The 25,162-nt window shown below is 72.9% G+C and carries 23 protein-coding genes and 1 pseudogene; 12 read left to right on the forward strand and 12 right to left on the reverse strand.

The annotated features are described in order from the left end of the window. The first annotated feature begins 102 nt into the window (after nt 1-102). The 3 genes from ACIQ1J_RS14975 to ACIQ1J_RS14985 are packed head-to-tail and all read left to right on the forward strand — an operon-like array spanning nt 103 to nt 2,881. Nucleotides 103-1,056, forward strand: a complete 954-nt coding sequence (locus ACIQ1J_RS14975) for a glycosyltransferase family 9 protein (protein ID WP_403557199.1) — start codon at nt 103-105, stop codon at nt 1,054-1,056. Continuing rightward, the gene (locus ACIQ1J_RS14980; RefSeq protein ID WP_403557116.1) at nt 1,053-1,988 is read left to right on the forward strand and encodes a glycosyltransferase family 2 protein; all 936 of its coding nucleotides are present in this window, start codon (nt 1,053-1,055) and stop codon (nt 1,986-1,988) included. Before ACIQ1J_RS14975 ends, ACIQ1J_RS14980 begins: the two co-directional genes overlap by 4 nt. Continuing rightward, nucleotides 1,985-2,881, forward strand: a complete 897-nt coding sequence (locus ACIQ1J_RS14985; RefSeq protein WP_403557117.1) for a glycosyltransferase family 2 protein — start codon at nt 1,985-1,987, stop codon at nt 2,879-2,881. The genes ACIQ1J_RS14980 and ACIQ1J_RS14985 overlap by 4 nt, the downstream gene beginning before the upstream one ends. 56 nt (nt 2,882-2,937) lie before the next feature. Here the strand turns inward: ACIQ1J_RS14985 and ACIQ1J_RS14990 are convergent, their stop codons facing one another. The 6 genes from ACIQ1J_RS14990 to ACIQ1J_RS15015 all read right to left on the reverse strand — a co-directional run bounded on the left by ACIQ1J_RS14990 (nt 2,938) and on the right by ACIQ1J_RS15015 (nt 9,732). Then, the gene (locus ACIQ1J_RS14990) at nt 2,938-3,246 is read right to left on the reverse strand and encodes a DUF3040 domain-containing protein (protein WP_403557118.1); all 309 of its coding nucleotides are present in this window, start codon (nt 3,244-3,246) and stop codon (nt 2,938-2,940) included. Nucleotides 3,247-3,303: 57 nt separating this feature from the next. After that, nucleotides 3,304-4,227 carry a polysaccharide pyruvyl transferase family protein gene (locus ACIQ1J_RS14995; RefSeq protein WP_403557200.1) on the reverse strand — a complete coding sequence of 308 codons (924 nt, stop codon included), beginning with the start codon at nt 4,225-4,227 and terminating at the stop codon, nt 3,304-3,306. A 51-nt stretch (nt 4,228-4,278) separates the two neighbouring features. Further along, entirely contained in the window at nt 4,279-4,464 is a 186-nt protein-coding gene (locus tag ACIQ1J_RS15000; protein ID WP_403557119.1) for a hypothetical protein, read from the reverse strand. A gap of 158 nt (nt 4,465-4,622) precedes the next feature. Continuing rightward, entirely contained in the window at nt 4,623-5,411 is a 789-nt protein-coding gene (locus tag ACIQ1J_RS15005; protein WP_403557120.1) for a S1 family peptidase, read from the reverse strand. 293 nt (nt 5,412-5,704) lie between these two features. Beyond that, complete coding sequence (locus ACIQ1J_RS15010) at nt 5,705-8,536, reverse strand: AAA family ATPase (protein WP_403557121.1); 2,832 nt, start codon at nt 8,534-8,536, stop codon at nt 5,705-5,707. A 356-nt stretch (nt 8,537-8,892) separates the two neighbouring features. Next, complete coding sequence (locus ACIQ1J_RS15015) at nt 8,893-9,732, reverse strand: response regulator transcription factor (protein WP_403557122.1); 840 nt, start codon at nt 9,730-9,732, stop codon at nt 8,893-8,895. 310 nt (nt 9,733-10,042) lie between these two features. Here ACIQ1J_RS15015 and ACIQ1J_RS15020 point away from each other — a divergent pair, with 310 nt between their 5' ends. Then, nucleotides 10,043-11,716, forward strand: coding sequence for an AMP-binding protein (locus ACIQ1J_RS15020; RefSeq protein ID WP_403557123.1), 1,674 nt, complete (start codon nt 10,043-10,045; stop codon nt 11,714-11,716). Beyond that, the gene (locus ACIQ1J_RS15025; protein WP_403557124.1) at nt 11,713-13,293 is read left to right on the forward strand and encodes an AMP-binding protein; all 1,581 of its coding nucleotides are present in this window, start codon (nt 11,713-11,715) and stop codon (nt 13,291-13,293) included. The genes ACIQ1J_RS15020 and ACIQ1J_RS15025 overlap by 4 nt, the downstream gene beginning before the upstream one ends. An 18-nt stretch (nt 13,294-13,311) precedes the next feature. On the opposite strand, the pseudogene ACIQ1J_RS15030 reads toward ACIQ1J_RS15025, so the two are convergent. Beyond that, a pseudogene (locus tag ACIQ1J_RS15030) lies at nt 13,312-13,999 on the reverse strand (hypothetical protein). Nucleotides 14,000-14,145: 146 nt separating this feature from the next. Here ACIQ1J_RS15030 and gcl point away from each other — a divergent pair. Beyond that, nucleotides 14,146-15,930 (forward strand): glyoxylate carboligase, encoded by a 1,785-nt coding sequence (gene gcl / locus ACIQ1J_RS15035; protein WP_403557125.1) that lies wholly within the window; start codon nt 14,146-14,148, stop codon nt 15,928-15,930. A 77-nt stretch (nt 15,931-16,007) separates the two neighbouring features. Here gcl and ACIQ1J_RS15040 read toward each other — a convergent pair whose 3' ends face one another. From ACIQ1J_RS15040 to ACIQ1J_RS15060, 5 genes are all read right to left on the reverse strand, one after another. Further along, entirely contained in the window at nt 16,008-16,649 is a 642-nt protein-coding gene (locus tag ACIQ1J_RS15040; RefSeq protein WP_403557126.1) for a TIGR04222 domain-containing membrane protein, read from the reverse strand. 67 nt (nt 16,650-16,716) lie between these two features. Then, a complete protein-coding gene (locus ACIQ1J_RS15045; protein WP_403557127.1) occupies nt 16,717-16,962 on the reverse strand; it encodes a hypothetical protein in 246 nt (81 codons plus the stop codon). A 439-nt stretch (nt 16,963-17,401) separates the two neighbouring features. Continuing rightward, nucleotides 17,402-18,880 carry a catalase gene (locus tag ACIQ1J_RS15050; protein ID WP_403557128.1) on the reverse strand — a complete coding sequence of 493 codons (1,479 nt, stop codon included), beginning with the start codon at nt 18,878-18,880 and terminating at the stop codon, nt 17,402-17,404. A gap of 178 nt (nt 18,881-19,058) precedes the next feature. Further along, nucleotides 19,059-19,949 (reverse strand): 2-hydroxy-3-oxopropionate reductase, encoded by an 891-nt coding sequence (locus ACIQ1J_RS15055; RefSeq protein ID WP_403557129.1) that lies wholly within the window; start codon nt 19,947-19,949, stop codon nt 19,059-19,061. A gap of 48 nt (nt 19,950-19,997) precedes the next feature. Then, nucleotides 19,998-20,837, reverse strand: a complete 840-nt coding sequence (locus tag ACIQ1J_RS15060; RefSeq protein WP_403557130.1) for a TIM barrel protein — start codon at nt 20,835-20,837, stop codon at nt 19,998-20,000. Nucleotides 20,838-20,975: 138 nt separating this feature from the next. Here ACIQ1J_RS15060 and ACIQ1J_RS15065 point away from each other — a divergent pair, with 138 nt between their 5' ends. The 6 genes from ACIQ1J_RS15065 to ACIQ1J_RS15090 all read left to right on the forward strand — a co-directional run bounded on the left by ACIQ1J_RS15065 (nt 20,976) and on the right by ACIQ1J_RS15090 (nt 25,108). Continuing rightward, nucleotides 20,976-21,242, forward strand: a complete 267-nt coding sequence (locus tag ACIQ1J_RS15065) for a hypothetical protein (RefSeq protein ID WP_310870379.1) — start codon at nt 20,976-20,978, stop codon at nt 21,240-21,242. After that, nucleotides 21,239-21,607, forward strand: a complete 369-nt coding sequence (locus tag ACIQ1J_RS15070; RefSeq protein WP_403557131.1) for a helix-turn-helix domain-containing protein — start codon at nt 21,239-21,241, stop codon at nt 21,605-21,607. Before ACIQ1J_RS15065 ends, ACIQ1J_RS15070 begins: the two co-directional genes overlap by 4 nt. A gap of 167 nt (nt 21,608-21,774) precedes the next feature. Next, nucleotides 21,775-22,284, forward strand: a complete 510-nt coding sequence (gene uraD / locus ACIQ1J_RS15075) for a 2-oxo-4-hydroxy-4-carboxy-5-ureidoimidazoline decarboxylase (protein ID WP_403557132.1) — start codon at nt 21,775-21,777, stop codon at nt 22,282-22,284. A 2-nt stretch (nt 22,285-22,286) separates the two neighbouring features. After that, nucleotides 22,287-22,688, forward strand: a complete 402-nt coding sequence (gene uraH, locus ACIQ1J_RS15080; protein ID WP_403557133.1) for a hydroxyisourate hydrolase — start codon at nt 22,287-22,289, stop codon at nt 22,686-22,688. A 7-nt stretch (nt 22,689-22,695) separates the two neighbouring features. Continuing rightward, complete coding sequence (pucL, locus tag ACIQ1J_RS15085; protein ID WP_403557134.1) at nt 22,696-23,631, forward strand: factor-independent urate hydroxylase; 936 nt, start codon at nt 22,696-22,698, stop codon at nt 23,629-23,631. Between the two features lie 64 nt (nt 23,632-23,695). Then, nucleotides 23,696-25,108 (forward strand): nucleobase:cation symporter-2 family protein, encoded by a 1,413-nt coding sequence (locus tag ACIQ1J_RS15090; RefSeq protein WP_403557135.1) that lies wholly within the window; start codon nt 23,696-23,698, stop codon nt 25,106-25,108. Nucleotides 25,109-25,162 lie beyond the last annotated feature (54 nt).

Consider the following 25,162-nt stretch of genomic DNA (forward strand, 5'->3'; position numbering starts at 1 on the left):
CCGGCGTACGCCGCCTCCGACGCGTTGCCGGACAGCGGGCCGGACAGCGGGCCGGACAGCCGGCCGGAGGAGCACGGGGCCGGTGGCGGGGCGCGGCCGCGGGTGCTCGTTCTGCGGGCCCTCGGGCTCGGGGACCTGCTGGCCGGGGTGCCCGCGCTGCGCGCGCTGCGTCGCGCGTACCCGGGGCACGAGTTGGTGCTGGCCACCCCCGCCGAGCTGGCGCCCCTGGTCGACGCGACCGGTGCCGTGGACCGGCTACTGCCCGCCGCCGAGCCCGGCCGTGCCGTCCCGCGCGCCCTCGACTGGACCGGTCCGCCCCCCGGCGTCGCCGTCGACCTGCACGGCAACGGGCCGCCCAGCCACCGTCTGCTGATGGGCCTCGCCCCGCGGAAGCTGCTGGCGTTCGCGCACCCTCAGACGCCGGAGGTGGACGGGCCGCCCTGGTACGCCGAGGAGCACGAGCGCGACCGGTGGTGCCGGCTGCTGCGGGCGTACGGCATCGACGCCGACCCTGCCGACCTGCGGCTGCCGCGCCCGGAGGTACCGTCCCCCGCCCCCGGCGCCGTCGTCCTGCACCCCGGCGCCGGCGCCCCCTCCCGCTGCTGGCCCGTGGAACGGTACGCGGCCGTGGCTCAGACGCTGCGCGCACGGGGGCACCGGGTAGTCGTCACCGGGGGAGCGGACGAGGGAGACCTGGTGGCTCGGCTGGCCAAGCTCGCCGACCTGCCCGACACGGACGTGTTCGGCGGCGGCCTGCTCCTCGACCGGCTCTCCGCCCTGGTGGCCGGCGCCCACGCCGTCGTCAGCGGCGACACCGGCGTCGCCCACCTCGCCGTCGCCCACGCCACGCCCTCCGTCACCCTCTTCGGCCCGGTCCCGCCCAGCCGCTGGGGCCCGCCCGACCACCCCCGGCACCACACCCTGTGGCACCCGGGCCCGGACGGCGACCACGGCGACCCGCACGGCCACGAGACCGACCCCGCGCTGCTGCGGATCACCACCGACGACGTCCTGGGCGCACTCGACGCCCTGGACGCCCTGGGAGAGGCACCATGAACCACGCCACGGACCGCGGTCCGTCCAGCACCCGCGAACGGCACCACGCCGACCCCGCGAAACCCGCCCCCGTCGGCATCGTCATCGCCACCCGCAACCGTTCCGCGAGCCTCGCCGTCACCGTGCGGCACCTGCTCGCGCTGCCCGAGCGGCCCGAGATCCTCGTCGTCGACAACGCGTCCACCGACGACACCCGCGCCATGATGGCCCGCGACTTCCCACAGGTCCGCGTGGTCTCCCTGCCGTTCAACCGCGGCGCCCTCGCCCGCACCCACGGCGTCCGCGCCCTCGACACCCCGTACGTGGCATTCAGCGACGACGACTCGTGGTGGGCGCCCGGCGCGCTCGGCGCCGCCGCCCGGCACTTCGACGAGCACCCCCGGCTCGGCCTGCTCTCCGCGCGCACCCTCGTCGGCCCCGCCGACGCCGCCGACCCCCTCAACGACCTGCTCGCCGATTCCCCCCTCGGCCGGGCCACCGACCTGCCCGGCACCCAGGTGCTCGGCTTCCTCGGCTGCGCCGCCGTCGCCCGCCGTACGGCCTACCTCGACGCGGGCGGCTACCACCCCCTCCTCTTCTTCGGCGCCGAGGAGACCCTCCTCGCCTACGACCTGGCCGCCCGCGGCTGGGGCGTCACGCACTGCCCCGACGTGACCGCCCACCACCACCCGGGCCCCGGCCCCCGCACCGACCGTCCGGCCGTCGTGCGCCGCAACGAACTGCTCACCGCCTGGCTGCGCCGCCCCCTCCCGCACGCGCTCGCCCGCACCCGCGCCCTCGCCGCCGACGCCCGCCGCGACCCGCACGCCCGGCGCGCCCTGCGCGAGACGCTCACCCGCCTGCCCGCCGCCCTGCGTGCCCGCAGGCCCCTGCCCCCGCACGTGGAGCGCGCCGCACGCCTCCTGGACACGGCGAACGGAGGGACGTCATGACCGACACCCGGACCACCGTCGTCGTCATCACCCACAACCGGCGCCCGGAACTCCTGCGTACCCTGGACCGCCTCGCCGAACTCCCCGAGAAACCCCCGGTGATCGTCACCGACAACGCCTCCACCGACGGAACCGCCTCCGCCGTCGCCCGCCACCACCCGCGCGTACGGCTCCTGCGCCCCGGCCGCAACCTCGGCGCCGTCGGCCGCAACCTGGCGGTCCGCCAGGTCCACACGCCCTACGTCGCCTTCTGCGACGACGACTCCTGGTGGGCGCCGGGCTCCCTGGCCGGAGCCGCCGACCTGCTCGACCGGTACCCGGCGGTCGGCTCGGTCACCGCCCGCATCCTCGTCGAACCCGACGGCACCGAGGACCCGATCGTCAAGGAACTGCGCGACTCGCCCGTGCCCCGCCCGGACTGGCTTCCGGGGCCGGCCCTCGGGTCCTTCCTGGCCGCCGCGACCGTACTGCGTACCGACGCCTTCCGCGCCGCGGGCGGCTTCCACCCCAGACTGTGGCTGGGCGGCGAGGAGGAGCTGCTCGCGGCCGACCTGGCGGCGAACGGCTGGTGGCTGACATACGCCGACGACCTGACGATCCATCACCGTCCCTCCGAGGTGCGGGACTCGACGCTGCGGCGGGCGCACGGCATCCGCAACACCCTGTGGTTCACCTGGCTGCGCCGACCGGCCGGCCCCGCCCTGCGCCGCACCCTCCACCTGGCCCGCACGGTCCCGCGCGACACCGCGTCCCTGCGCGCCTTCGCGGAGGCGACGGCCGCCCTGCCGTGGGTGCTGCGCGAGCGCCGGGTGCTGCCGCCGGAGGTGGAGGCCCGCCTGCGCTCACTCGAACCCGCCCAACGCGACTCGACGGCCCGCAGCTACACGGGCTGACGGACGCGGCACGACGCGACGCGCCCGTCCGCCTCCCCGACCCCGCGTCCCCTCTCCTAACCCTCGGTCCACCGGCACAGCAACCGGAACGCCGTGAACAGCGTCACCGGCCACACCGCGGCGAAGGCCCAGATCACACCGGGCTCGGACGTGACGATGCCGGTGACCATGAGGGTGACCGACAGCGCGAACAGCAGCAGGACGGTCAGGGTGCGCGGGCGGTACGCGGCCAGGCGGCCCAGGCCGGGGCGGCGGCCGAGCCGCAGCGTGCGCAGGCGCCTGTCCAGACGGCGGTCGCGGCGCAGCGCCCGTTCGACCTCGTCGAGTACGCGCTGCTCGTGTTCGGGGAGTCGGCCGATGCTCACGATGTCTCCTCCCGGGGGCGGACCGACGGTCCCCCGAGTGCCCGTGCGGTCGGAGAGCTAACCGGCCCTTGGCACCCCCGGCGCCTCCAGTGCCGCCACGAGACCGTCCGCGGCATCCGCGGCCGCGTCCGCCGCCCGGAACCCGGCGCCGATCCGGCGGGCCTCGACCCGCCCGCCGGTCAGACACCAGTCCCACCAGTGCTCCAGCACGTCCTCCGCCAGCCGGTCGGCGGCCACCAGCGCCGGCCAGCCGCAGGCACGGGCCTGCGCCGTCACCTTCGCGCCGCCCGCGACCGGGTCCACCGCCAGCGCCGGCGTCCCGGCCCGCAGCGCGAGGACCAGCCCGTGCAGCCGGTCGGTGACGACCAGGTCCAGCCGGACCAGTACGGCCTCCAGCTGGGCCGGCGTGCCGCACAGCCGCCAGTCGTGCGCGTCGAGCCGCGTCTCCAGTTCCAGCCGGGCACAGTCCTTGCCGGCCAGCCAGCGCGTCAGCCCCGCGGCGACCTCATCGTGCCGCCGCCGGCCCCCGTACTCGTGCTGCCCGTGGGTGAGGACCACCCCGACGACCGGCCGGGCGGGCGACGCGGGTGCGCGGGCCGCGAGATCCAGGGTCGGCACGGCGCCGGCGGCGTCCCGGGCCAGCACCTCGTGGAAGCCCGTGACGGCCGGGGAGGCGGGGTCGACGACCGAGACGCCGACGGCGATCCGCACGCAGTGCGCGAACCGCCGGTGCACCTCCTCGACCTGCGGCCCGTGCGCCGGCCCGCACACGAAGACCAGCCGGGAGTACGCCGCCGGGTCCACGTCCGCGAAGTGCGCACCGTCCGCCCGGAACCCGGGGCTCCATACGACGTCGTACGCGAGCCCCGCGTCCCGCAGCACCTCCTCCACCCGCCGCAGCGCCAGCACGTCCCCGGCGGTCGCCTCCCCGTGCAGAAAGCTGAACCAGCCGGTCACCAGGGTCTTGTCTCGTCCGTGCACAGTGCGCACGGGTGCCCCGCCGGGGGCGCGGCAATCACCGCCGGCGGCCGGTCAGCGCTTGACCACCGACTCGAAGGCGTCGCGCACGTCCGCGTCCGAGGGCGTGACGGCCCCGGCGGTCGGGGGCGAAGGGCGCGGTCGGGACGGACGCTCGTCGTCGAGCCCTTCGACCGCCTCGCCGAGGCGTACAAGGACGAGGTCGCGGCCGAGGGGGAGCGGGCGCCGGCGACGATGCACCCGGGGGGCGGCGTACGACGTCCGCTTCGGGACGGTGCGCGAGTGACCGCGAGTGACGTGGAAAGGGGGCGCTGCGGGCCGCTCGTGGAGGCTCGCAACGCCCCCCGGTCTTTCACCTGAGGGGTGCTCAGGAGATCAGGAGAGCCGTCGGTTCGGGGCTACGAGGTGACCTGCGCGGTCACCAGGTCCGAGAACGTGGTCAGCCGGGAGTAGACACCCGGGTGACCGGCCCGGGCGCAGCCCTCGCCCCAGGAGGTGACGCCGGCCAGGACGCCCCCGACGAGCAGGGGTCCGCCGCTGTCGCCCTGGCAGGTGTCCACACCGCCGGAGGTGTATCCGGCGCACACCATGTCGCTCGCGACGAAGTCGGCGCCGTAGGAGCCGCGGCAGCTCGTGTCCGAGACGACCGGTACGGTCGCGGTCCGCAACTGGTTGGAGGAGCTGCCGTTCTCCCGGGTGGTGCCCCAGCCGAGGACGCGGGCGGTGGTGCCGGCCGTGTAGACGGAGGTGTCGGAGGAGGAGACGTACTTCGCCGGGGTGTACGGCATCGACCTCGACAGGGTCAGCACGGCCACGTCGTCGCCGTTGGTTGCGCCGGTGTAGTCAGGGTGGATCCAGATCCTGCTGACCTGGGCGACCGTACCGTTGCTGCCGTTGAGGTAAGTGCGTCCGCCGACCACGCGCACGCTGCGGGTGGTCTCGCCGACCATGCAGTGGGCGGCGGTGACGACCTTGGTGGGACTGACCAGGGTGCCGCCGCAGAACTGGTCCTGCGAGGCGTCCGTGACCTGCATGACGAACGGATACGCGCTCGTCGTGGTGGTCGAGCCGCCGACGATCGGCTGCGGTGCGGCGACGGCGGAGGGCGCGGCGAGCAGCGCGGTGGCGGCGGCGCCGGCGGTGGCCAGGGCGGCGGCGGCCGATCTGGCGCGGGTGAACCCGAACATGAGTCTCCTCAAGGCGTTGCCGGTGGGGGGTCGCACGGGCGTGGGGGGTGGCACGGGGGTCTCGGGACAGACCCCCGTATGCCCGGGCGAGCGGCACGTGCTCACGCTAGAACCGGCGGTACGGACGGCCCAATGAGGGAAGCCCCTAGGGGAGTCGGGCAGGGAAAACCCTCGGTCCACCGTCGGTAAACCCTGCCCGTCTCGGGCTGGTGAGCCCTGCCCGTCTCAGACTGGGCAGCCCTGCTCTTCTCAGTCGGTGCACCCGCCCATCTCAGGTCGGTGCACCCGCCCTCTCAGTCGGGGCGCCGGCCCGCCGCCAGTCTGACGATGTCGACCCGGGATCGGATCCCGAGTTTGCGGTAGACCCGGGTCAGGGTCGCCTCGACGGTCTTGACGCTGACGAACAGGCGGGCGGCGATCTCCCGGTTGGTCGCACCCTCCATGACGAGCGCGGCCACCTGACGCTCCATCGAGGCGAGCCCCGCCAGAGCGTCCGGCACGGCGGGCGGTGCCGGGGGCGGTCCCGCAGCCTGCGCCGCGACCGCCGCCTCCACCTGCCGCAGCCAGGGCAGCGCCCGGCAGCGCCGGAACAGCCGGGCCGCCTCGTCGTACGACGCCGGTCCGGCCGCCCGCCCCGGCCGTCCGGCGTGCAGCGCCGCCAGCGCGAAGGCCGCCCGCGCCTCCTCCAGGCCGTAGCCCAGCCCGGCGAGCCGCTCCCGCGCCGACGCCAACCGGGTGACGGCGGACCGGTGTTCGCCCCGCGCCGCCCGTACCTGTGCCTCGGCCCGGTCCAGCACGGCGAGCACGCTCTCCCGCCCGAGCCGGAGCGCGTGCGCGCGCGTGACCTCGATGACGTCCTGCGCCTCGGCCGGCTCCCCGGTGCGCACCAGGGCCTCGGCGAGGTCGCCCTGCCACCGGCCGCGCGCCGGGTCGGTGATGCCCGCCCCGGCCTCCAGCTCCCGCACCCGGCGCAGCGCCCGCACGGCCGCCCCGGCGTCGCCCGCCACCAGGCTCGCGTGCCCGAGCGCGGCCAGCGCCCGCGACAGGTACACGGCGTCGCCGTCCTCCTCGGCCCGCCGCACCGCCTCCAGCGCCAGCGCCAGCGCGCGTTCCACGTCACCGCCGGCGGCCTCGGCGAGCGCCGCCTGCATCGCGCCCGCGCCCTCGCCGATGCCCGCGTCCCGCGCCAGCGTCAGGCTCTCCCGGGACAGTTCGAGGGCCCGGCCGCAGTGCCCGGAGTGCAGTTCGGTCTCGGCGAGGAAACGCAGGTAGTGGACCTCGCTCTCGGCCATGCCGCGCCGGCGCACCTCGCGCAGCAGCGCGGTGACGGTGGTCCGGGCCTCGGCCAGCCGGTCGCTCATCACCAGCCACCTGAACCGCGAGGAACCGGCCCCGTTGTGATGGCACGCCACCCGGGGGTCCTGCGGCTCCTCCAGCGCCCGCCGGATGGTCGCCGGAGCGCCCGGATGCCCCATCAGCGTCTCGGCCTGGGCCTGGAACGCGAGCGCGAGCACTTCGGTGCGCCGGTCCCCGGCCCGCGCCGCCAGCCGGGCCGCGTGCGCGGCCTCCTCCCGGCCCTGCGCGAAGTCGCCCTGCACCACCAGGGAGCGCCAGGCCAGCTGGTAGTGGACCAGGGCGAGCAGCCGCGGGTCGTCACCCGCGTCGGCCAGGGCCTGCGGGAAGACGGCGTCGACCTCCCCGATGGCCTGCCCGGCCGCCTCGATCACCACCATCCAGGCGCGTACCCGCTCGCCGGGCACGCCGGTCCGGGTCAGCACCTCGCGGGCGATGTCCCGGGCGAGGTCCGGCTCGCCGGCGGTGATCGCGTCCTCGGCTGCCGTCAGCCGGCGCTCGTCCGGACCGGGGGCGCCGTCCGCCGGGGTGTGCCGGGCCGCGAGCAGCCCCAGCGACGCGGCCACCGACGGCGCCCCGCGGTCCCGGGACAGCGCGGCCGCCTCCGCGAGCCGGGCCGCCACCTCCGGGTCGGTGCCGGTGGTGGCCAGGGCCAGGTGCCGGGCGCGCTCGATCGGGTCAAAGGCCGCCGTGGACAGCGCGGCGTGCGCCGCCCGCCGCTCCGGCGCCGGTGCCTCGGCGTACAGCGCGGCCGAGATCAGCGGGTGTGCGAACCGCACGGTCGGAGCCTCCGGGTCGGTCGCCAGCAGCCCGAGCGCCGCCGCCTGGGCGGTCTCGGCCTCCGCGTTCTCCCGGCCGGCCGCGTGCAGCAGCGCCGGCGTGGGGCGGGCGCCGGCGCTCGCGACCAGGAGGGTGCGCCGCGCCTCGGCCGACAGCATCTCCAGCCGGGACAGGACCAGGGCGCGCAGCGAGGTCGGCACCGGCAGCGGCTCGCCCGGCCGCGGCGGGGTGGGGCTCTCGGCCAGCGCCCGGCCCAGCTCCAGCGCGAACAGGGGATTGCCGCCGCTGGTGCGGTGGATGTCGCGGACGGTGGAGCGGGGCAGGCCCGCGTAGCCGCGTTCGTCGAGCAGCGTCGACACCTGGGCGCGGGTCAGCGGGCCGAGGCGGACCGCCCGGGTGTCCGGCGGGGACGCGCGCAGATGGCGGTCGTACGCCGCGCCCTCGGTCTCCGGCCCCTCCGTCCGCACCGCGCACAGCAGCCGTACCGGGGTGTCGCCCAGGCGGCGGGCGGCGAAGCCGAGGAGTTCCGCGCTGGCCGGGTCGAGCCACTGCAGGTCGTCGGCGACGACGAGGACGGGCCCCTCGGCGGCGAGCGCACGCAGCGCGGAGAGCACGGCCAGGCGCAGCGCGAGACCGTCGCGCTGGAGCGTGGACTCGCCGCGCCCGGTGAGGGCCGACTCCAACGCGGTGCGCTGGGCGGCGGGCAGCCCGTCCGACACGTCGTCCAGGACCAGCCCCAGGAGGTCGGCGAGGGCCAGGAAGGGCAGATGGGATTCGGACTCGGTGGCCGAGCAGCGCAACACGGTGTGGGCGGTGCGGGCATATTCCGCGGCCAGGGCCCGCAGGACGGTCGACTTTCCAATTCCGGCGGGCCCGTGCAGCAGCACACTCCCCCCTCGGGCGAGCTGCTCACGCGCCGCGCCGAACGACTCCTCCCGCCCGATGACCAGGTCGGAACGGCACCCGCCAGACTCCGCGAAGTCCCGTCGCACGGTGACCGCTCCCCTCCGTATGTCGTGTCCCGGCCAATATTAGGCATCGGTCCATCCAATTACGGGGGCGCGAGCAGGTGAGGCGAATAACAAACGGCGGCACCGAAAACAAAGGCCGTGGAAAACAGCGCGATTGCCCGCCCACGACATCGGAACCGCTCCGTGCACGGGCCAGGGGGCGTCGTCCGGATCGGGTCGGCTCCAGGCGACGGCGTGTTGCGGCTGACCCGAGCGGGGTCCGGTGCGTGCGGCCGCAAGGCGGAGGAGGGCGTCAGGGTGGAGCCCTGGCAACCACGACAACGCCGCAGATGGGTGTGGCGGGCGCCGCGACCCCGGCAGGATCCGAACGGCACCCCTTACGGCAGCCACCCCGCCCTGCGCGCCGCGACGACCGCCTCTCCGCGCGTCCGGGCGCCGAGCTTGCGCATGGCCGAGCGCAGGTAGCCCTTGACGGTTTCCGGCCGCAGGCCGAGCCGCTCCGCGGCCGCCGCGTTCGTCGCGCCCGCGGCCACGCAGGCCAGCACGTCCATCTCGCGCGGAGCCGGCCGGGGCCCCTGGGCGGCGGGTCCGTTCCCCACCGCGAGCAGCCCGCACGCGCGCAGCAGTTCGTCCCGCAGCGACGGGTCCGCGATCCTGGGAGCCAGTGCCCGCAGCGCCGCGTGCGCCTCCCGCACCTGTTCCCAGGCCGCGGCGCCCGCGGGGTCGCCCGCCGGCTCCGGCCGGGCCGCCGCGAGCAGTTCACCCGCCTCGTCCCGCAGCACCAGCGCCTGCTCCACGTCCCGCGCCGCCGCCACGGCCGCGCTCAACGTGCGCTCGCCCAGCGGCTGGGCCGTGCGCAGGGCGCCGTACAGCACGCCGCGCACCCGGCGCCGTACGACCACCGGCACCGCCAGCACCGAGCGCAGGCCCTCGGCGGCGACCGGGAGGTCGTACTCGTGGCTGATGTACCGGGAGACGGAGTAGTCCGTCACGGCGCACGGCCGGGTGAGCTCCACGGCCTTGCCGCCCAGCCCGTTGCCCGAGACCACCGCGAGGGCGCTGAGCGCGGCCGTGGCGGTACCGCTCAGCTCGCTGATGCGCACCCGTCGCCGCCCGGACTCCACCAGTCCGCCGAAGGCGACCGGCAGCCCGGTCGTGCGCCGCATCCTCACCAGCGCGTTCCGGATCTCCACCCCGTCGGACGCGTCCACCGCCACTCGTTCCGCCCTCCCTGGGGAATGTCGTTTGGATCTTGCCGGGTTCGCGGGGTCCGGCACGCGGATCTGCGGCGTCGTCGTCGGTTGCCAGGGCTCCGCCCTGACGCCCTCCTCCGCCTTGCGGCCGCACGCACCAGACCCCGCTCGGGTCGGCTGCAAGGCACCGATGCCTGGAGTCGGCCTGATGCGAACGACACCCCCTCGCGCCCGTCCCGGGACGCACACCCCCGTTCGGGGGTAGTGAGACCTGCATCACGGATTAGACGATGGCACAGAGCCGCCCGGCAAGGTTCGGCACGAAGGAGGACAGATGACGACGGCCACGGAGCTGTTCCGCAGCGCACGGGACTTCCTGCTGGAACACCGCGAGGACTACACCGCCGCCCACGAGGGCTTCACCTGGCCCCGCCCGGAGAACTTCAACTGGGCGCTGGACTGGTTCGACGTCATCGCCGACGGCAACGAGCGCACGGCGCTGCACATCGTGGAGGAGGACGGTTCCGAGGTCCGGCTCTCCTTCGCCGAGATGTCCGCACGCTCCGACCGCGTCGCGAACCGGCTGCGCGAGTGGGGCGTCGGACCCGAGGACCGCGTCCTCGTCATGCTCGGCAACCAGGCCGAACTGTGGGAGACGGCGCTCGCGGCGATGAAGCTCCGCGCCGTCGTCATCCCGGCCACCCCGCTGCTCGGCCCCGCCGACCTCCGCGACCGCGTCGACCGCGGCCGGGTGGGCCATGTCGTCGTCCGGGCCGAGGACACCGGCAAGTTCGCCGACGTGCCCGGCGACTACACGCGCGTCGCGGTGGGCGGAGCGACGGAGCCCGGCTGGCGGCGTTACGAGGACGCGTACACGGCCTCCGACGCCTTCACCCCCGACGGCCCCACCGCCGCCGACGCCCCGCTGATGCTGTACTTCACCTCGGGCACGACCGCGCGCCCCAAGCTGGTCGAGCACACCCACGTGTCGTACCCCGTCGGGCACCTGGCGACCATGTACTGGATCGGGCTCAAGCCCGGCGACGTGCACCTGAACATCTCCTCGCCCGGCTGGGCCAAGCACGCCTGGTCGAACCTGTTCGCGCCGTGGAACGCCGAGGCGACCGTCTTCCTGTACAACTACACCCGGTTCGACGCGGCCCGGCTGATGGCCGAGATGGACCGGGCCCGGGTGACCACCTTCTGCGCGCCGCCGACCGTGTGGCGCATGCTCATCCAGGCCGACCTCACCCAGCTCGCCTCCCCGCCGCGCGAGGTCGTCGCCGCCGGTGAGCCGCTGAACCCCGAGGTGATCGAACAGGTCCGTCGCTCCTGGGGCAGGACCATCCGGGACGGCTTCGGACAGACCGAGACCGCCGTCCAGGTCTCCAACAGTCCCGGCCAGGTGCTCAAGACCGGTTCCATGGGCCGCCCCAGCCCCGGCTACCGCGTCGAGCTGCTCGACCCGGTCACCGGCGCGCCCGGCGTGGTCGAGGGCGAGATCGCCCTCGACCTGTCCGACCGCCCCGTCGGCCTGATGACCGGCTACCACGGCGACCCCGACCGCACCGCCGAGGCGATGGCCGGCGGCTACTACCGCACCGGCGACATCGGCGCCCGCGACGCCGACGGATACCTGACGTACGTCGGCCGCAGCGACGACGTCTTCAAGGCCTCCGACTACAAGATCTCCCCGTTCGAGCTGGAGAGCGCGCTGCTGGAGCACGCGGCGGTCGCCGAGGCCGCGGTCGTGCCCGCGCCGGACGAGCTGCGCCTCGCGGTGCCGAAGGCGTACGTCGTCCTGGCGGCCGGCTGGGAGCCGGGCCCGGACATCGCGAAGGTGCTGTTCGAGCACTCCCGCGAGACCCTCGCCCCCTACAAGCGCGTCCGCCGCCTGGAGTTCGGCGAGCTGCCCAAGACCGTCTCCGGCAAGATCCGCCGCATCGAACTGCGCGAGGCGACGGCGGCGGGTTCGGACGCCGAGTACCGCGAGGAGGACTTCCGGTGAACTCGTACACCCACGGGGTCGGCGACACCCCGCTGCTCGACGACACCATCGGCGCCAACCTGGACCGCGCGGTCGCGGCCTGGCCGGACCGCGAAGCGCTGGTCGACGTGGAGACCGGGCGGCGCTGGACGTACGCCCAGTTCGCCGCCGACGTCGACGAGTTGGCGTACGCGCTGCTCGCGAGCGGGATCTCCCGGGGCGACCGGGTGGGCATCTGGGCGGTCAACTGCCCCGAGTGGGTGCTCGTCCAGTACGCGACCGCCCGTATCGGCGCGGTCATGGTGAACATCAACCCGGCCTACCGCACCCATGAGGTCGAGTACGTCCTCAACCAGGCCGGTGTCTCACTCCTGGTCGCCTCCCTCAGCCACCGGACGAGCGACTACCGGGCGATGGTCGGGCAAGTACGGAACAGGTGCCCGCGGTTGCGGGAGACGGTGTTCATCGGGGACCCGAGCTGGGAGGCGCTGACCGCGCGCGGGACGCCGGTGCCGTTCGAGGAGCTGTCCTGCGACGACCCCATCAACATCCAGTACACCTCCGGGACGACGGGCTTCCCGAAGGGGGCGACGCTCTCCCACCACAACATTCTCAACAACGGTTACTTCGTCGGGGAGTTGGTCGCCTACGACGAACAGGACCGAATCTGCGTCCCGGTCCCGTTCTATCACTGCTTCGGCATGGTGATGGGCAATCTCGCCGCCACGTCCCACGGCGCCTGCATGGTGATCCCGGCCCGCTCGTTCGACCCGAAGGCCACGCTGGAGGCCGTCCAGCGGGAGCGCTGCACCTCTCTGTACGGCGTCCCCACCATGTTCATCGCCGAGCTGGACCTCCCCGACTTCGCCTCCTACGACCTCACCTCCCTGCGCACCGGCATCATGGCCGGCTCGCCCTGCCCGGTGGAGGTCATGAAACGGGTCGTCGCCGAGATGCACATGGAGCAGGTCTCCATCTGCTACGGCATGACCGAGACCTCCCCGGTCTCCCTCCAGACCCGGATGGACGACGACCTCGAACACCGCACCGGCACCGTCGGCCGCGTCCTGCCCCACATCGAGGTCAAGGTCGTCGACCCGGTCACCGGCGTGACCGTGCCGCGCGGCGACGCCGGCGAGCTGCGCACCCGCGGCTACAGCGTGATGCTCGGCTACTGGGAGGAGCCCGAGAAGACCGCCGAGGCGATCGACGCCGGCCGCTGGATGCACACCGGCGACCTCGCGGTGATGCGCGAGGACGGCTACGTGGAGATCGTCGGCCGCATCAAGGACATGATCATCCGGGGCGGCGAGAACATCTACCCGCGCGAGGTCGAGGAGTTCCTCCACGCCCACCCGGAGATCGCGGACGTCCAGGTCGTCGGCGTACCGCACGAGCGCTACGGCGAGGAGGTCCTCGCCTGCGTCATCCCGCGCGACGCGGCGGACCCGCTCACCCTGGAGGAGCTGCGCGCCTACTGCGAGGACCGGCTGGCCCACTACAAGGTGCCCAGCCGCCTTCGGATCCTCGACTCCTTCCCGATGACCGTCTCCGGGAAGGTGCGCAAGATCGAGCTGCGGGAGCGGTACGGCGCGTAGGGCGCACCGGGTGGGGGATCAGCCGGCCGTGGCGTCCAGCGCCACGGCCTGCGCGTTGACCGGGCGCGGCACACCGGCGGGGTCGAGGACGAAGAGCGCGACGCCCAGCGGATCGGCGCGGGCGCGGGCCTCCTCGGCGTACCCGGCGAGGGAGAAGTAGGCGCAGGTCGCGGACTCCGCCATGGCGGTCAGCCACAGGCACTCCACGTCCCGCGCCGAGGCCGGTCCCACCGTCGGATCCACCTGGACGACGATGCCGGGCGCGGCCAGCCCGATGCCGGACACGGGCCGCTGCTCGGCGCGGCGGACGTCCCGGTGGCCCAGCCCGCGCAGATACAGGACGGCGGCGGTGACCGCGTCGCGGGCGGTGCGGACCGGGACGGCCCGGTGGGCCGGGACCCGCGACCCGGCGGTGCGCCCGGACCGGGCGGTGGCCGCGCGGTCCACCGGCACGCACAGCACCGTCCCGCACGAGCAGCCCAGCTCCGGCCGCGGCCACCGGCTCTCGGTCCCGCAGGCCGCGCAGCGCACGCCGATCCACTCCTCGTCCCACGTCCGGTGGGTGACCGCGGTCGGAGACCCCGCGCGGATCGAGCGCCGGGGCGACGGGAGTTCCGCACGCACAGGGATACGACGGTGCCGTGTAGCGGTGCTGGCGCCCACAGGCGGTGCAGCACACCGAGATGGTCTCGGACATGGCCCCCATCGTCCTCTCTTGACGGCCCTCCGCTGCCCACTTACATTACTTCCAGATCGTAGAAAACAAATTTCGCTATACGGAAGTTGCTACGGAAGAGCTCACCGCGGGGCGCGACGGGCGTGCGAATCCGAAAGCCGGAGCAGGAGTACTCGATGGCTCGTATGACCGCTGCCCGAGCGGCAGTTGAGATCCTCAAGCGCGAAGGCGTCACCGACGCGTTCGGTGTGCCGGGCGCGGCGATCAACCCCTTCTACGCGGCGCTCAAGGCATCCGGCGGCGTGAACCACACCCTCGCCCGCCACGTCGAGGGCGCCTCGCACATGGCCGAGGGTTACACCCGGACCCACCCCGGCAACATCGGTGTCTGCATCGGCACCTCCGGCCCGGCCGGCACCGACATGATCACCGGCCTCTACTCGGCGATCGGCGACTCGATCCCGATCCTGTGCATCACCGGCCAGGCGCCGACCGCGGTGATCCACAAGGAGGACTTCCAGGCCGTCGACATCGCCTCCATCGCCAAGCCGGTCACCAAGATGGCCGTCACCGTCCTGGAGGCCGCGCAGGTCCCCGGCGTCTTCCAGCAGGCGTTCCACCTGATGCGCTCCGCCCGGCCCGGCCCGGTCCTGATCGACCTGCCGATCGACGTCCAGATGACGGAGATCGAGTTCGACCCGGACACCTACGAGCCGCTCCCGGTCTACAAGCCGGCCGCGAGCCGCGCCCAGATCGAGAAGGCCATCGGCCTGCTCAACGCCTCAGAGCGCCCGCTGATCGTGGCCGGCGGCGGTGTCATCAACGCCGACGCCGCCGACCTGCTCGTGGAGTTCGCCGAGCTGACCGGCACCCCGGTCGTGCCGACCCTGATGGGCTGGGGCCTGCTGCCCGACGACCACGAGCTGAACGCCGGCATGGTCGGCCTCCAGACCTCGCACCGCTACGGCAACGCGACGTTCCTGGAGTCCGACTTCGTCCTCGGCATCGGCAACCGCTGGGCCAACCGCCACACCGGCAAGCTCGACGTCTACACCGCCGGCCGCACGTTCGTCCACGTCGACGTCGAGCCGACCCAGATCGGCAAGATCTTCGCCCCGGACTACGGCATCGCCTCCGACGCGAAGGCGGCCCTGGAGCTGTTCGTCGAGGTGGCGAAGGAGCTGAAGGCGGCCGGCGGGCTGCCCGACCGCTCCGCGTGGGCCGCCTCCGCGCAGGAGAAGAAGGCGACCCTCCAGCGCCGTACCCACTTCGACGACATCCCGATCAAGCCGCAGCGCGTCTACGAGGAGATGAACAAGGCCTTCGGCCCGGAGACCCGGTACGTCTCCACCATCGGCCTCTCCCAGATCGCCGGCGCCCAGATGCTGCACGTCTACCGCCCGCGGCACTGGATCAACTGCGGCCAGGCCGGCCCGCTCGGCTGGACCGTCCCCGCCGCGCTCGGCGTCGCCAAGGCCGACCCGGACGCGCAGGTCGTGGCGCTCTCCGGCGACTACGACTTCCAGTTCATGATCGAGGAACTGGCCGTCGGCGCGCAGCACAAGATCCCGTACGTCCACGTCCTGGTCAACAACTCGTACCTGGGCCTGATCCGCCAGGCGCAGCGGGCGTTCGAGATCGACTTCCAGGTCAACCTGGAGTTCGAGAACATCAACTCGCCCGAGCTGGGCGTCTACGGCGTCGACCACGTCAAGGTCGCCGAGGGCCTCGGCTGCAAGGCGATCCGGGTGACCGACCCGGGTGAGCTGGGCGCGGCCCTGGAGCAGGCCAAGAAGCTCGCCGCCGAGCACCGGGTGCCGGTCGTGGTCGAGGCGATCCTGGAGCGCATCACCAACATCTCCATGTCGGGCACCAACGACATCGGCAACGTCGTGGAGTTCGAGGAGCTGGCGACCGAGCCGGGGCACGCCCCGACCGCCATCCGGACGCTGAAGGCCTGACCCGCGCGCAGCACCCCTGGAGCGGCCCGTTCCTGACGGACGGGCCGCTCTCTCGCGTGCCCTGCCGCGCTTCCCGCTCAGTCGCCGCCGCCACCTCCGCCCCCGCCGCCGCAGTAGTACGCCATGCCGCCTCCGAAGCCGCTTCCGCGTTCGGGCGGTGAGTGCTCGAGCAGGCCCTTGTCCGTCGCTTCCACCCGGTCGCCGAGCCCGGCCCGCAGAGCGAAGCGGGGCAGCAGGACGCGCAGGGCGGCCACGTCGTGCAGGGCGACGGCGAGCAGCCTGTCGTCGGCCGTCAGACCGCGTCGGCTCGTGGGCAGCGGGTGCGCCTCCCGCAGCGCCCGCACCCGGCGGCGGGCGGCACGGTTCGGACCGAGCAGCGGGTAGCGCAGCAGCCCGGCCTCCGACAGGGGGAGGCGCATCAGCGCCACCGCCAGGCGGACGTCCGGGTGCCGGGTCAGTCTCCTTGGCGCGAGGGGCTCGTGGAGGCAGCCCCACAACGCCTCCGACAGGGGCGGGAGGGGCACCGCGGCCGCCCCCGGGCACGACGACAGGGCCTTTACGGTGCCGGGTGGGCCGGCGTCCAGGGCGCCGCGCAGATACAGGTCCACCACGGCGACGGTCACGGCGGCGCGGGGGCCGCCGCGGAGCAGCGCGACCTCGTGCGGTGCGAGCCGGACCGTTCCGTCGTCGTGCCTGCCGTCGTCCCTGTCGTCGCCCATGGGACCACCCCCGAGAGCACCCCGTGTGCCCGGGGTTGTGCCCGCTGCCGGGGGCGCGTACGCGCGTTCAGCCCTCGTGGTGCTCATGGTGCTCGTGCAGTCCCGGCCAGTCGTCCGGGCCGCCGCCCTGCCACTCGACCAGCTCACTCTCCGCCACGTCGGTCACGTACAGGTCGGCCAGCCGCAGCAGCTCGGCGACGTCGTCGACGTGCGAGGCGACCCCCAGGGTCTCCTCGCCGGAGGTGACCCGGCGGGACCCGTCGAGGGCGGGGGAGTGGACCACGACGTGCGGACGCTCAGATGGGTGTGCCATGCCTTCAGGCTGCTGCGCGGGCAGCCGTTGCGCACCCCGGCGAACGCCGAGAAGCGCCGGATGCGGGACCGTCCGCATCCGGCGCTCTCAGCCGGTGAAGGTTCTCCAGGTGCTGTCACGTGGTGTCCGTCCGACAGCGCGAGGCTGGGCGCGACAGGTCGTTCGCGCCGCCGGACGGAGTTCCTGGGCCCCTTCTCGCGAAGGGGCGGGTGGTGGCTGGGACCGCGGCGGTGCGACGGGTCCGGAACACCTCTCCCCTCAGGTCGTAGGAGAAGCTTCCGGGCCCTTCACCACCGCACTGGCTCGCAGGCCGCCGCGGTCCTCGCCCTGCCCGCGCCGGCACCGGGCGGCCACCCCTCATCCGGGTCGCTCCGGTGCCTGCGCGGGCCGCGCGCACGGCCCCGGCCTCCCCGCCGGGTCCCGCGCGCGAGCTGGTGGATCAGTCCTCGCGCAGGGCGCGGACCGCCTCCTCCACGCGCTTGCCGTACTCCGGGTCGGCGGCGTGGAAGTGCGCGAGGTTCTTCTCGACCACGTCATTGCGGGAGACCTGGGACAGGCCGCCGGCGATGTTCGCGATCAGACGCTTCTTCTCGTCCCCGGTCATCAGGCGGAACAGCTCACCGGCCTGGAAGAAGGGGTCGTCCTTGGTGTGCTGCGGCGCCTCGTGGGTGCCGGTGTGGCCGGACACCGCGAGCGGGGCGGCCAGCGGGCGGCCGGTCTCGACCGGGCCGTCGTAGGAGTTCGGCTCGTAGTTCTTGGCGTCACGGCCCTGCGAGTTGGACGCCATCAGGCCGTCGCGGCCGTAGTTGTCCGCGCCGCCGGGCACCGCCTTCGGCGCGTTCACCGCGAGCTGGGTGTGGTTGACGCCCAGGCGGTAGCGGTGCGCGTCCGCGTAGGCGAACAGTCGGCCCTGGAGCATCTTGTCGGGGGAGGGGCCGATGCCCGGAACGAAGTTGTTCGGGGAGAACGCGGCCTGCTCGACCTCGGCGAAAACGTTGTCCGGGTTGCGGTCGAGGACCAGCCGGCCCACGCGGCGCAGCGGGTAGTCGCCGTGCGGCCACACCTTGGTCACGTCGAACGGGTTGAAGCGGTAGTTCGCCGCCTCGGCCACCGGCATCAGCTGCACGTGCAGGGTCCAGGACGGGTACACGCCCCGCTCGATCGCCTGCACCAGGTCCGTCTGGTGCGAGGTCGGGTCCTGGCCCGCCAGCTCCGCGGCCTCGTCGGCGGTCAGGGTGCGGATGCCCTGGTCGGTCTTGAAGTGGTACTTGACGAAGAAGGACTCGCCCTTGGCGTTCGTCCACTGGTAGGTGTGCGAGCCGAAGCCGTCCATGTGGCGGTACGACGCCGGGATGCCGCGGTCGCCCATCAGCCAGGTCACCTGGTGCGTGGCCTCGGGGGAGTGCGCCCAGAAGTCCCAGACGTTGTCCGGCTCCTGACGGCCCGAGAACGGGTCGCGCTTCTGCGAGTGGATGAAGTCGGGGAACTTGATCGGGTCCTTGATGAAGAACACCGGGGTGTTGTTGCCGACGAGGTCGTAGTTGCCCTCTTCGGTGTAGAACTTCAGCGCGAAGCCGCGCGGGTCGCGGACCGCGTCCGCGCCGCCCAGCGAGTCGGCCACGGTGGAGAAGCGCAGGAAGACCTCGGTGCGCTTGCCGACGGTGTTCAGGAAGTCGGCGTGCGTGTAGTCGGTGACGTCGTCGGTCACCTCGAAGTGGCCGTAGGCGCCGGAACCGCGGGCGTGCACCACGCGCTCCGGGATGCGCTCGCGGTTGAAGCGGGCCAGCTTCTCGATGAGGTGCTGGTCCTGGATCAGGAGGGGGCCGCCGATGCCGGCGGAGGCGGAGTTCTGGTTGTCTGCGACCGGGGCGCCGGACTCCGTGGTGAGAGTCCGCGTCGTGAGCACGCGCTGCGACATCGGGGACCTTCCGTGCGAGTGGTCAGCGGAAAACTGTTTCCGCTTCGTGGAGCCTAAGTTCGGGTGACATGCACGTCAACAGTCTGTTGAAGTGGGTTCCGGGTGGCGCCGCCGCTCGGGCGCGACAGGACAGGTGTCAGCGACGGCGCCACCCGGAGGTCTCATGAGGTGCCCGCGGTCAGACCTGGGCGCCGGACAGGCGCTCCACGGCCCGCAGCAGGGCCGAGTGGTCCAGGCCGCCGTCACCCTGGGCGCGCAGCGAGGCGACCAGCTGGGCGACCGTGGCGCCGACCGGCAGTGCGGCACCGACGTTGCGGGCGGCGTCGGTGACGATGCCCATGTCCTTGTGGTGCAGGTCGATGCGGAAGCCCGGCTTGAAGTCGCGGCCCAGGAAGTTGTCCTTCTTCCGGGTCAGCACGGTCGAGCCGGCCAGGCCGCCGTTGAGGACGTCGAGGGCGGCCTTCAGGTCCACGCCCGACTTCTCCAGGAAGACCACGGCCTCGGCGCACGCCTGGATGTTCACGGCGACGATCAGCTGGTTGGCGGCCTTCACGGTCTGGCCCGAGCCGTGCGGACCGCACAGCACGATGGTCTTGCCCAGCGCCTCCAGGAGCGGCCTGGCCTCGTCGAAGTCGGCCTGCTCACCGCCGACCATGATGGACAGCACGGCCTCGATGGCACCGGCCTCGCCGCCGGAGACGGGGGCGTCCAGGACGCGGATGCCCTTGTCCTTCGCGGCCTTCGCCAGGTCGACCGAGGTCTGCGGGGTGATGGAGGACATGTCGACCAGCAGCGCGCCGGACTTCGCGTTCTCCAGGATGCCGTCGGGGCCGTAGGCGATGGCCTCGACCTGCGGCGACGCGGGCACCATGGTGACGACGACGTCCGCGTCGCGCACGGCCTCGGCGATGGAGCCGGCCACGGTGCCGCCGGCGGCGGACAGACGGTCCAGCTTCTCCTGCTCCAGCGTGAAGCCGGTGACCTGGTAACCCGCCTTGATCAGGTTCTCCGACATGGGGGATCCCATGATGCCGAGACCGATCCAGGCGACCTTGGGAAGCGTGCTCATGATGGATGCCTCTCTGAAAATCTCTGGAAAGTTCCTGCGGTAAGGCGCTCAGCGGGCCGCGCGGGCCTGGGCGGGCAGCCAGGAGAAGGCCTCGGTGCTGGGGTTGTCGCCCGGCTTGTACTCAAGGCCGACCCAGCCGTCGTAACCGGCCTTCTCCAGCTGGTCGAGCAGCTCCTCCAGTGGAAGGGAGCCCGTGCCCGGGGCGCCGCGGCCGGGGTTGTCGGCGATCTGCACGTGGCCGGTCCTCGCGGCGTACTGCTCGATCACCCGCGGCAGGTCCTCGCCGTTCATGGACAGGTGGTAGAGGTCCATGAGGAACTTGGCGTTGCCGAGTCCGGTGGCCTCGTTGACCTTGTCGACGACCTCGATCGCGGCCGGCGCCGAGACCAGCGGGTACAGCGGCGACTCGGGCTTGTTGAGCGCCTCGACCAGCAGGATCGCGCCGATCCGGTCGGCCGCGCGGGCGGCGAGGACCAGGTTCTCCAGCGCGAGCCTGTCCTGCTCGGCCGGGTCCACGCCCTCGACGCGGTTGCCGTACAGGGCGTTGAGCGCCGTGCAGCCCAGCGCCTTCGCGAAGTCGGCGGCCACGTCGATGTTGGCGCGGAACCGGTCCGACTCCTCGCCGGGGACCGACAGGGCGCCGCGGTCGGGGCCCGGCAGCTTCCCGGCGTAGAAGTTCAGCCCGGTGAGCTGGACGCCCGCGTCCTCGATGGCCCTCTTCAGGCCGTCGAGCTCGGACTGCTCGGGGGTGGGCGAGTCGATCCAGGGCCACCACAGCTCGACCGCGGTGAAGCCGGCCGCGGCGGCGGCCGCGGGACGCTCCAGGAGCGGGAGTTCCGTGAAGAGGATCGACAGGTTGACGTTGAAGCGCTGATCTGCGAATCCCATCGGGTGCCGCGCTCCCTTCCGTTCGATCATGTTCCGCATTACGGAAGTTCGTTTCTGCTTAATGGAAGATTGCCGTCGGTCGGCGGAGCTTGTCAAGAGGGGGCGGCGGAAACGGTCACCGCGCGTTAGGTTGACCGGGTGCGATTGAGAGTGGAGTTCACGACCGAGCCCTTCGACCTGGAAGAGGCGCCCGCGCACGCGGTGGTGGCCCGGGAGGTCGTCGAGGCCGCGGAGCTGGACGAGGTCGACGTCGGCCCGTTCGGCAACACCGCCGAGGGCGGTGCCGACGCGGTACTCACCGCCGTGGACGCGCTGCTGCGCCGGTCCCTGGAGGCGGGCGCCACCCGGATCTCGCTCCAGGTGAACGTGGTCGAGGAGAGCGCGGGCGGAGAGGGCGAGCGGTGACCGGGCCGGGGGAGGAGCCCTTCATCGCGGCCGTGAAACCCCTGGTCGACGCCATCGGCGGCGAGATACTCCCGCCGGACGAGGCCGGCCAGGACGACGTGGTGCTCTCCTGGGAGGGCGCCGACGTCGTCGCCGTACGCCTGCCGCAGCTCGCCGACTCCCTGGACCACATCCTGGCCGCCATGGAGCGCCGGGAGGGCAGGCCGCTGGCCGAGCTCGACCGGCGGAGCAAGCAGCAGGTCGTGCGCACCCTGGAGGCGCGCGGCGCCTTCTCCGTGCGGCACGGCGTGGAGACCGTCGCCGGCGCACTCGGTGTCAGCCGGTTCACCGTGTACAACTACCTCAACCGCGAGAAGGGTGCCTGACCGGAGAACCGCGCCTGACCAGGCACAACCTCATGAACGGCGAGCCGCCGCCCGGTTACCGGGCGGCGGCTTTCGTTACCCCGAATTTTCAACAAAGTGTTGACGGCTTGTTTCCGAGGGCGTTAGCTATCGGCACGCCCGTTCAGCACAAGGCCACGGAGGCTCCCGTGACGTCCACTTCCACGTCGGGCCTGGCCCGTTTCAACACCCTCGAGGAGTCCGCGGCGCTCGCGGAACTCCACGAGGCGTGTGCCTCCACGGCGTGGGCCCGGCAACTGCTCGCCGCCCGCCCCTTCGCCACCTCCGAGGACCTGTACACCGCCAGTGACGCCGCCATGGCCGAGCTGACGGCGGACGACCTCGCGGAGGCGATGGCCGGGCATCCGCCGATCGGACGCCCCAAGCCGGGCGACCCGACCTCGTCCCGCGAGCAGGCGGGGATGGCCGGCGCCGCCGAGAAGCTCAAGGCGGAGATGCTCGAACTCAACCTCGCCTACCAGGAGAAGTTCGGCCACGTCTTCCTCATCTGCGCCACCGGCCGGACCGGCGAGCAGATGCGGGACGCGGCTGCGGAGCGGATCGGCAACTCGCCCGAGCAGGAGCGCGAGATCGTCCGCACCGAACTGGGGAAGATCAACCGCATCCGCCTGAACCGACTCGTCGAACAGGACGCCTGACCATGAGCACCAGCACCACCGCCTCCGTGTCCACGCACATCCTGGACACCAGCGTCGGCCGCCCCGCCGAAGCCGTCGCCGTCCGACTCGCCGCCCGGGCGGGCAGCGAGTCGGACTGGCAGGCGCTCGGCGGCTCCGCGACCGACGCCGACGGCCGGTGCAAGGACCTCCCGGCGCTGCCGGAGGGCACCACACACGTACGGCTCGACTTCGACACCGAGACGTACTTCGCCAAGAAACAAGCCGCGGCCCAGCAGGACGCCCCCGCGCTCCGGGACAGCGAGAACGGCCGGCCGGTGTTCTTCCCCGAGGTCACCATCACCTTCGCGGTGGTGCCCGGGGAGCACTACCACGTTCCGCTGCTGCTCAACCCGTTCGGCTACTCCGTTTACCGAGGGAGCTGACCGACACATGACCCGTTTCGTCCTGGGACAGAACCAGTACGGCAAGGCAGAGAACCGCGTTGTCAAGATCACGCGTGACGGCGACACGCACCACATCAAGGACCTGAACGTCTCCGTCGCCCTCTCCGGCGACATGGAGGAGGTCCACCGCAGCGGGTCCAACGCGAACGTCCTGCCGACCGACACCACCAAGAACACGGTGTTCGCCTTCGCCAAGGAGCACGGGATCGAGAGCGCCGAGGACCTCGGCGTCAAGCTCGCCCGCCACTTCGTGGACAACAACGAGCCCATCCACCGGGCCCGCATCCGCGTCGAGGAGTATGGCTGGGAGCGGATCGAGACCTCCAAGGGCGGCGCCCGCTTCGTCGGCTCGGAGGAGATCGCCCACTCCTTCGTCCGCACGGGCCAGGAGACCCGCGTCGCGGAGATCACCTACGACGGCCACGGCATCCAGGTGCTCTCCGGCTTCAAGGACCTGACCGTCCTGAACTCGACCAACTCCGAGTTCTTCGGCTACCTGAAGGACAAGTACACCACCCTCAAGGAGGACTACGACCGGATCCTCGCCACCACCGTCTCCACCTGGTGGCGGCACAACTGGGACGGCGCCGACTCGCACGCCCCGGACTGGGACCGCTCGTACAACGGCGTGCGCAAGCACGCACTCCAGGCCTTCGCCGAGACCTACTCGTACTCGCTCCAGCAGACCCTCTTCGAGATGGGTGTGCGGGTGCTGAACTCCCGCGACGAGGTGGACGAGATCCGCTTCTCGATGCCCAACAAGCACCACTTCCGCTCGGACCTGTCGCCCTTCGGGATCGACAACGAGGCCAAGGACGGCGCCGTCTACTACGCCGCCGACCGTCCGTACGGCCTGATCGAGGCCACCATCCTGCGGGACGGTGCCGAGCAACTCATCCCGGTCGACATGACCAACCTCTGACGCGGACAGCGCGCCCCCGGCCGTCCATCCGGACCCGGGGGCGCGCCACACCGGAGGAAACAACATGGCACTGCCTGCGAAAGGGCCCGTCACAGGCCCGGGTTCCACCCCGCCGGTGCACAAGGAGGACGCCGTCACGTCCGTGCACCCGGTGGACGAGAAGCTCCACCCCTCGCGGCTCGTCCCCGCCGCGCTCCAGCACATCGCCGCCATGTACGCGGGCGTTGTCACTCCTCCGCTCATCATCGGCCAGGCCTGCGGACTCGACCTCGAGGGCCGTACCCGGCTGATCGCCGCGAGCCTGCTCATCGCGGGCGTCGCGACCCTGCTCCAGACCCTCGGCGTCAAGGGCTTCATCGGCAACCGCCTGCCCTTCGTCAACGCCGCCTCCTCGGCCGGCATCGCGCCGATCCTCGCCATCGCCGAGACCAACGGCGACGGCCGCCAACTCCCCGCCATCTACGGCGCGGTGATGGTCGCCGGTGTCTTCTGCCTCGCCATCGGCCCGTTCTTCGGCAGGCTGCTGCGCTTCTTCCCACCGCTGGTCACCGGCGTCGTCATCACCCTCATCGGCGTCACGCTGATGCCCGTCCCGGTCGGCTGGGCCCAGGGCGGCGACAAGGCCGCCGCCGACTTCGGCTCGATGCGCAACCTCGCGCTCGCCGCCTTCACCCTCGGCGTCATCCTCGTCATGCAGCGCTTCGGCAAGGGGTTCCTCAAGCAGGTCGCCCTGCTCTTCGGACTGCTCATCGGCACCCTGGTCGCCATCCCCGCCGGCATGGCGGACTTCAGCGCCCTGAAGTCCGCCCCGGTCGCCGCGCTGCCCACGCCCTTCGCCTTCGGCGCCCCCGAGTTCCAGCCCGCGGCCATCCTGTCGCTGTGCATCGTGATGCTGGTCCTGATGACCGAGTCCAGCGCCGGCATGCTCGCCCTCGGCGAGATCTGCGACCGCCGCGCCGACTCCGAGGTCATCACCCGCGGCCTGCGCACCGACGGCCTCGCCACCATGATCGGCCCCGTCTTCGGCGGCTTCCCCACCTCCGCCTTCGCCCAGAACGTCGGCGTCGTCTCCCTCACCCGGGTACGCAGCCGCTACGTCGTCGCCGTCGCCGGCGCCACCCTGCTGGTCCTCGGCGCCTTCCCGGTCCTCGGCGCGGTCGTCTCCCTGGTCCCGATGCCGGTCCTCGGCGGTGCGGGAATCGTGCTCTTCGGCTCGATCGCCGTCAGCGGCATCCGTACGCTGTCCGAGGCCGGTCTCGACGACAGCTCCAACATCATCCTGGTGGCCGTGGCGCTCGGCGCCGGCATCATCCCGCTGGCCGCGCCGACCTTCTACGCCGAGTTCCCGGCGTGGGCCCAGACCGTCCTCGGCTCCGGCATCAGCGCCGGTGCGCTCGTCGCGGTCTCGCTCAACCTGTTCTTCCACCACCTCGGCACCCGGAGCCCCCAGACGGTTCCGGCACTCAAATCCTCCTAGGGTCCTGCCGTGCCCTCCCCGTGGGTACTCACTCCCGCCCATGGGCCGCACTGA

Origin of the sequence: Streptomyces sp. NPDC097107 (genome assembly GCF_044762405.1) — a bacterium.
In the GTDB taxonomy this organism is placed as follows: Bacteria; Actinomycetota; Actinomycetes; order Streptomycetales; family Streptomycetaceae; genus Streptomyces; species Streptomyces thinghirensis.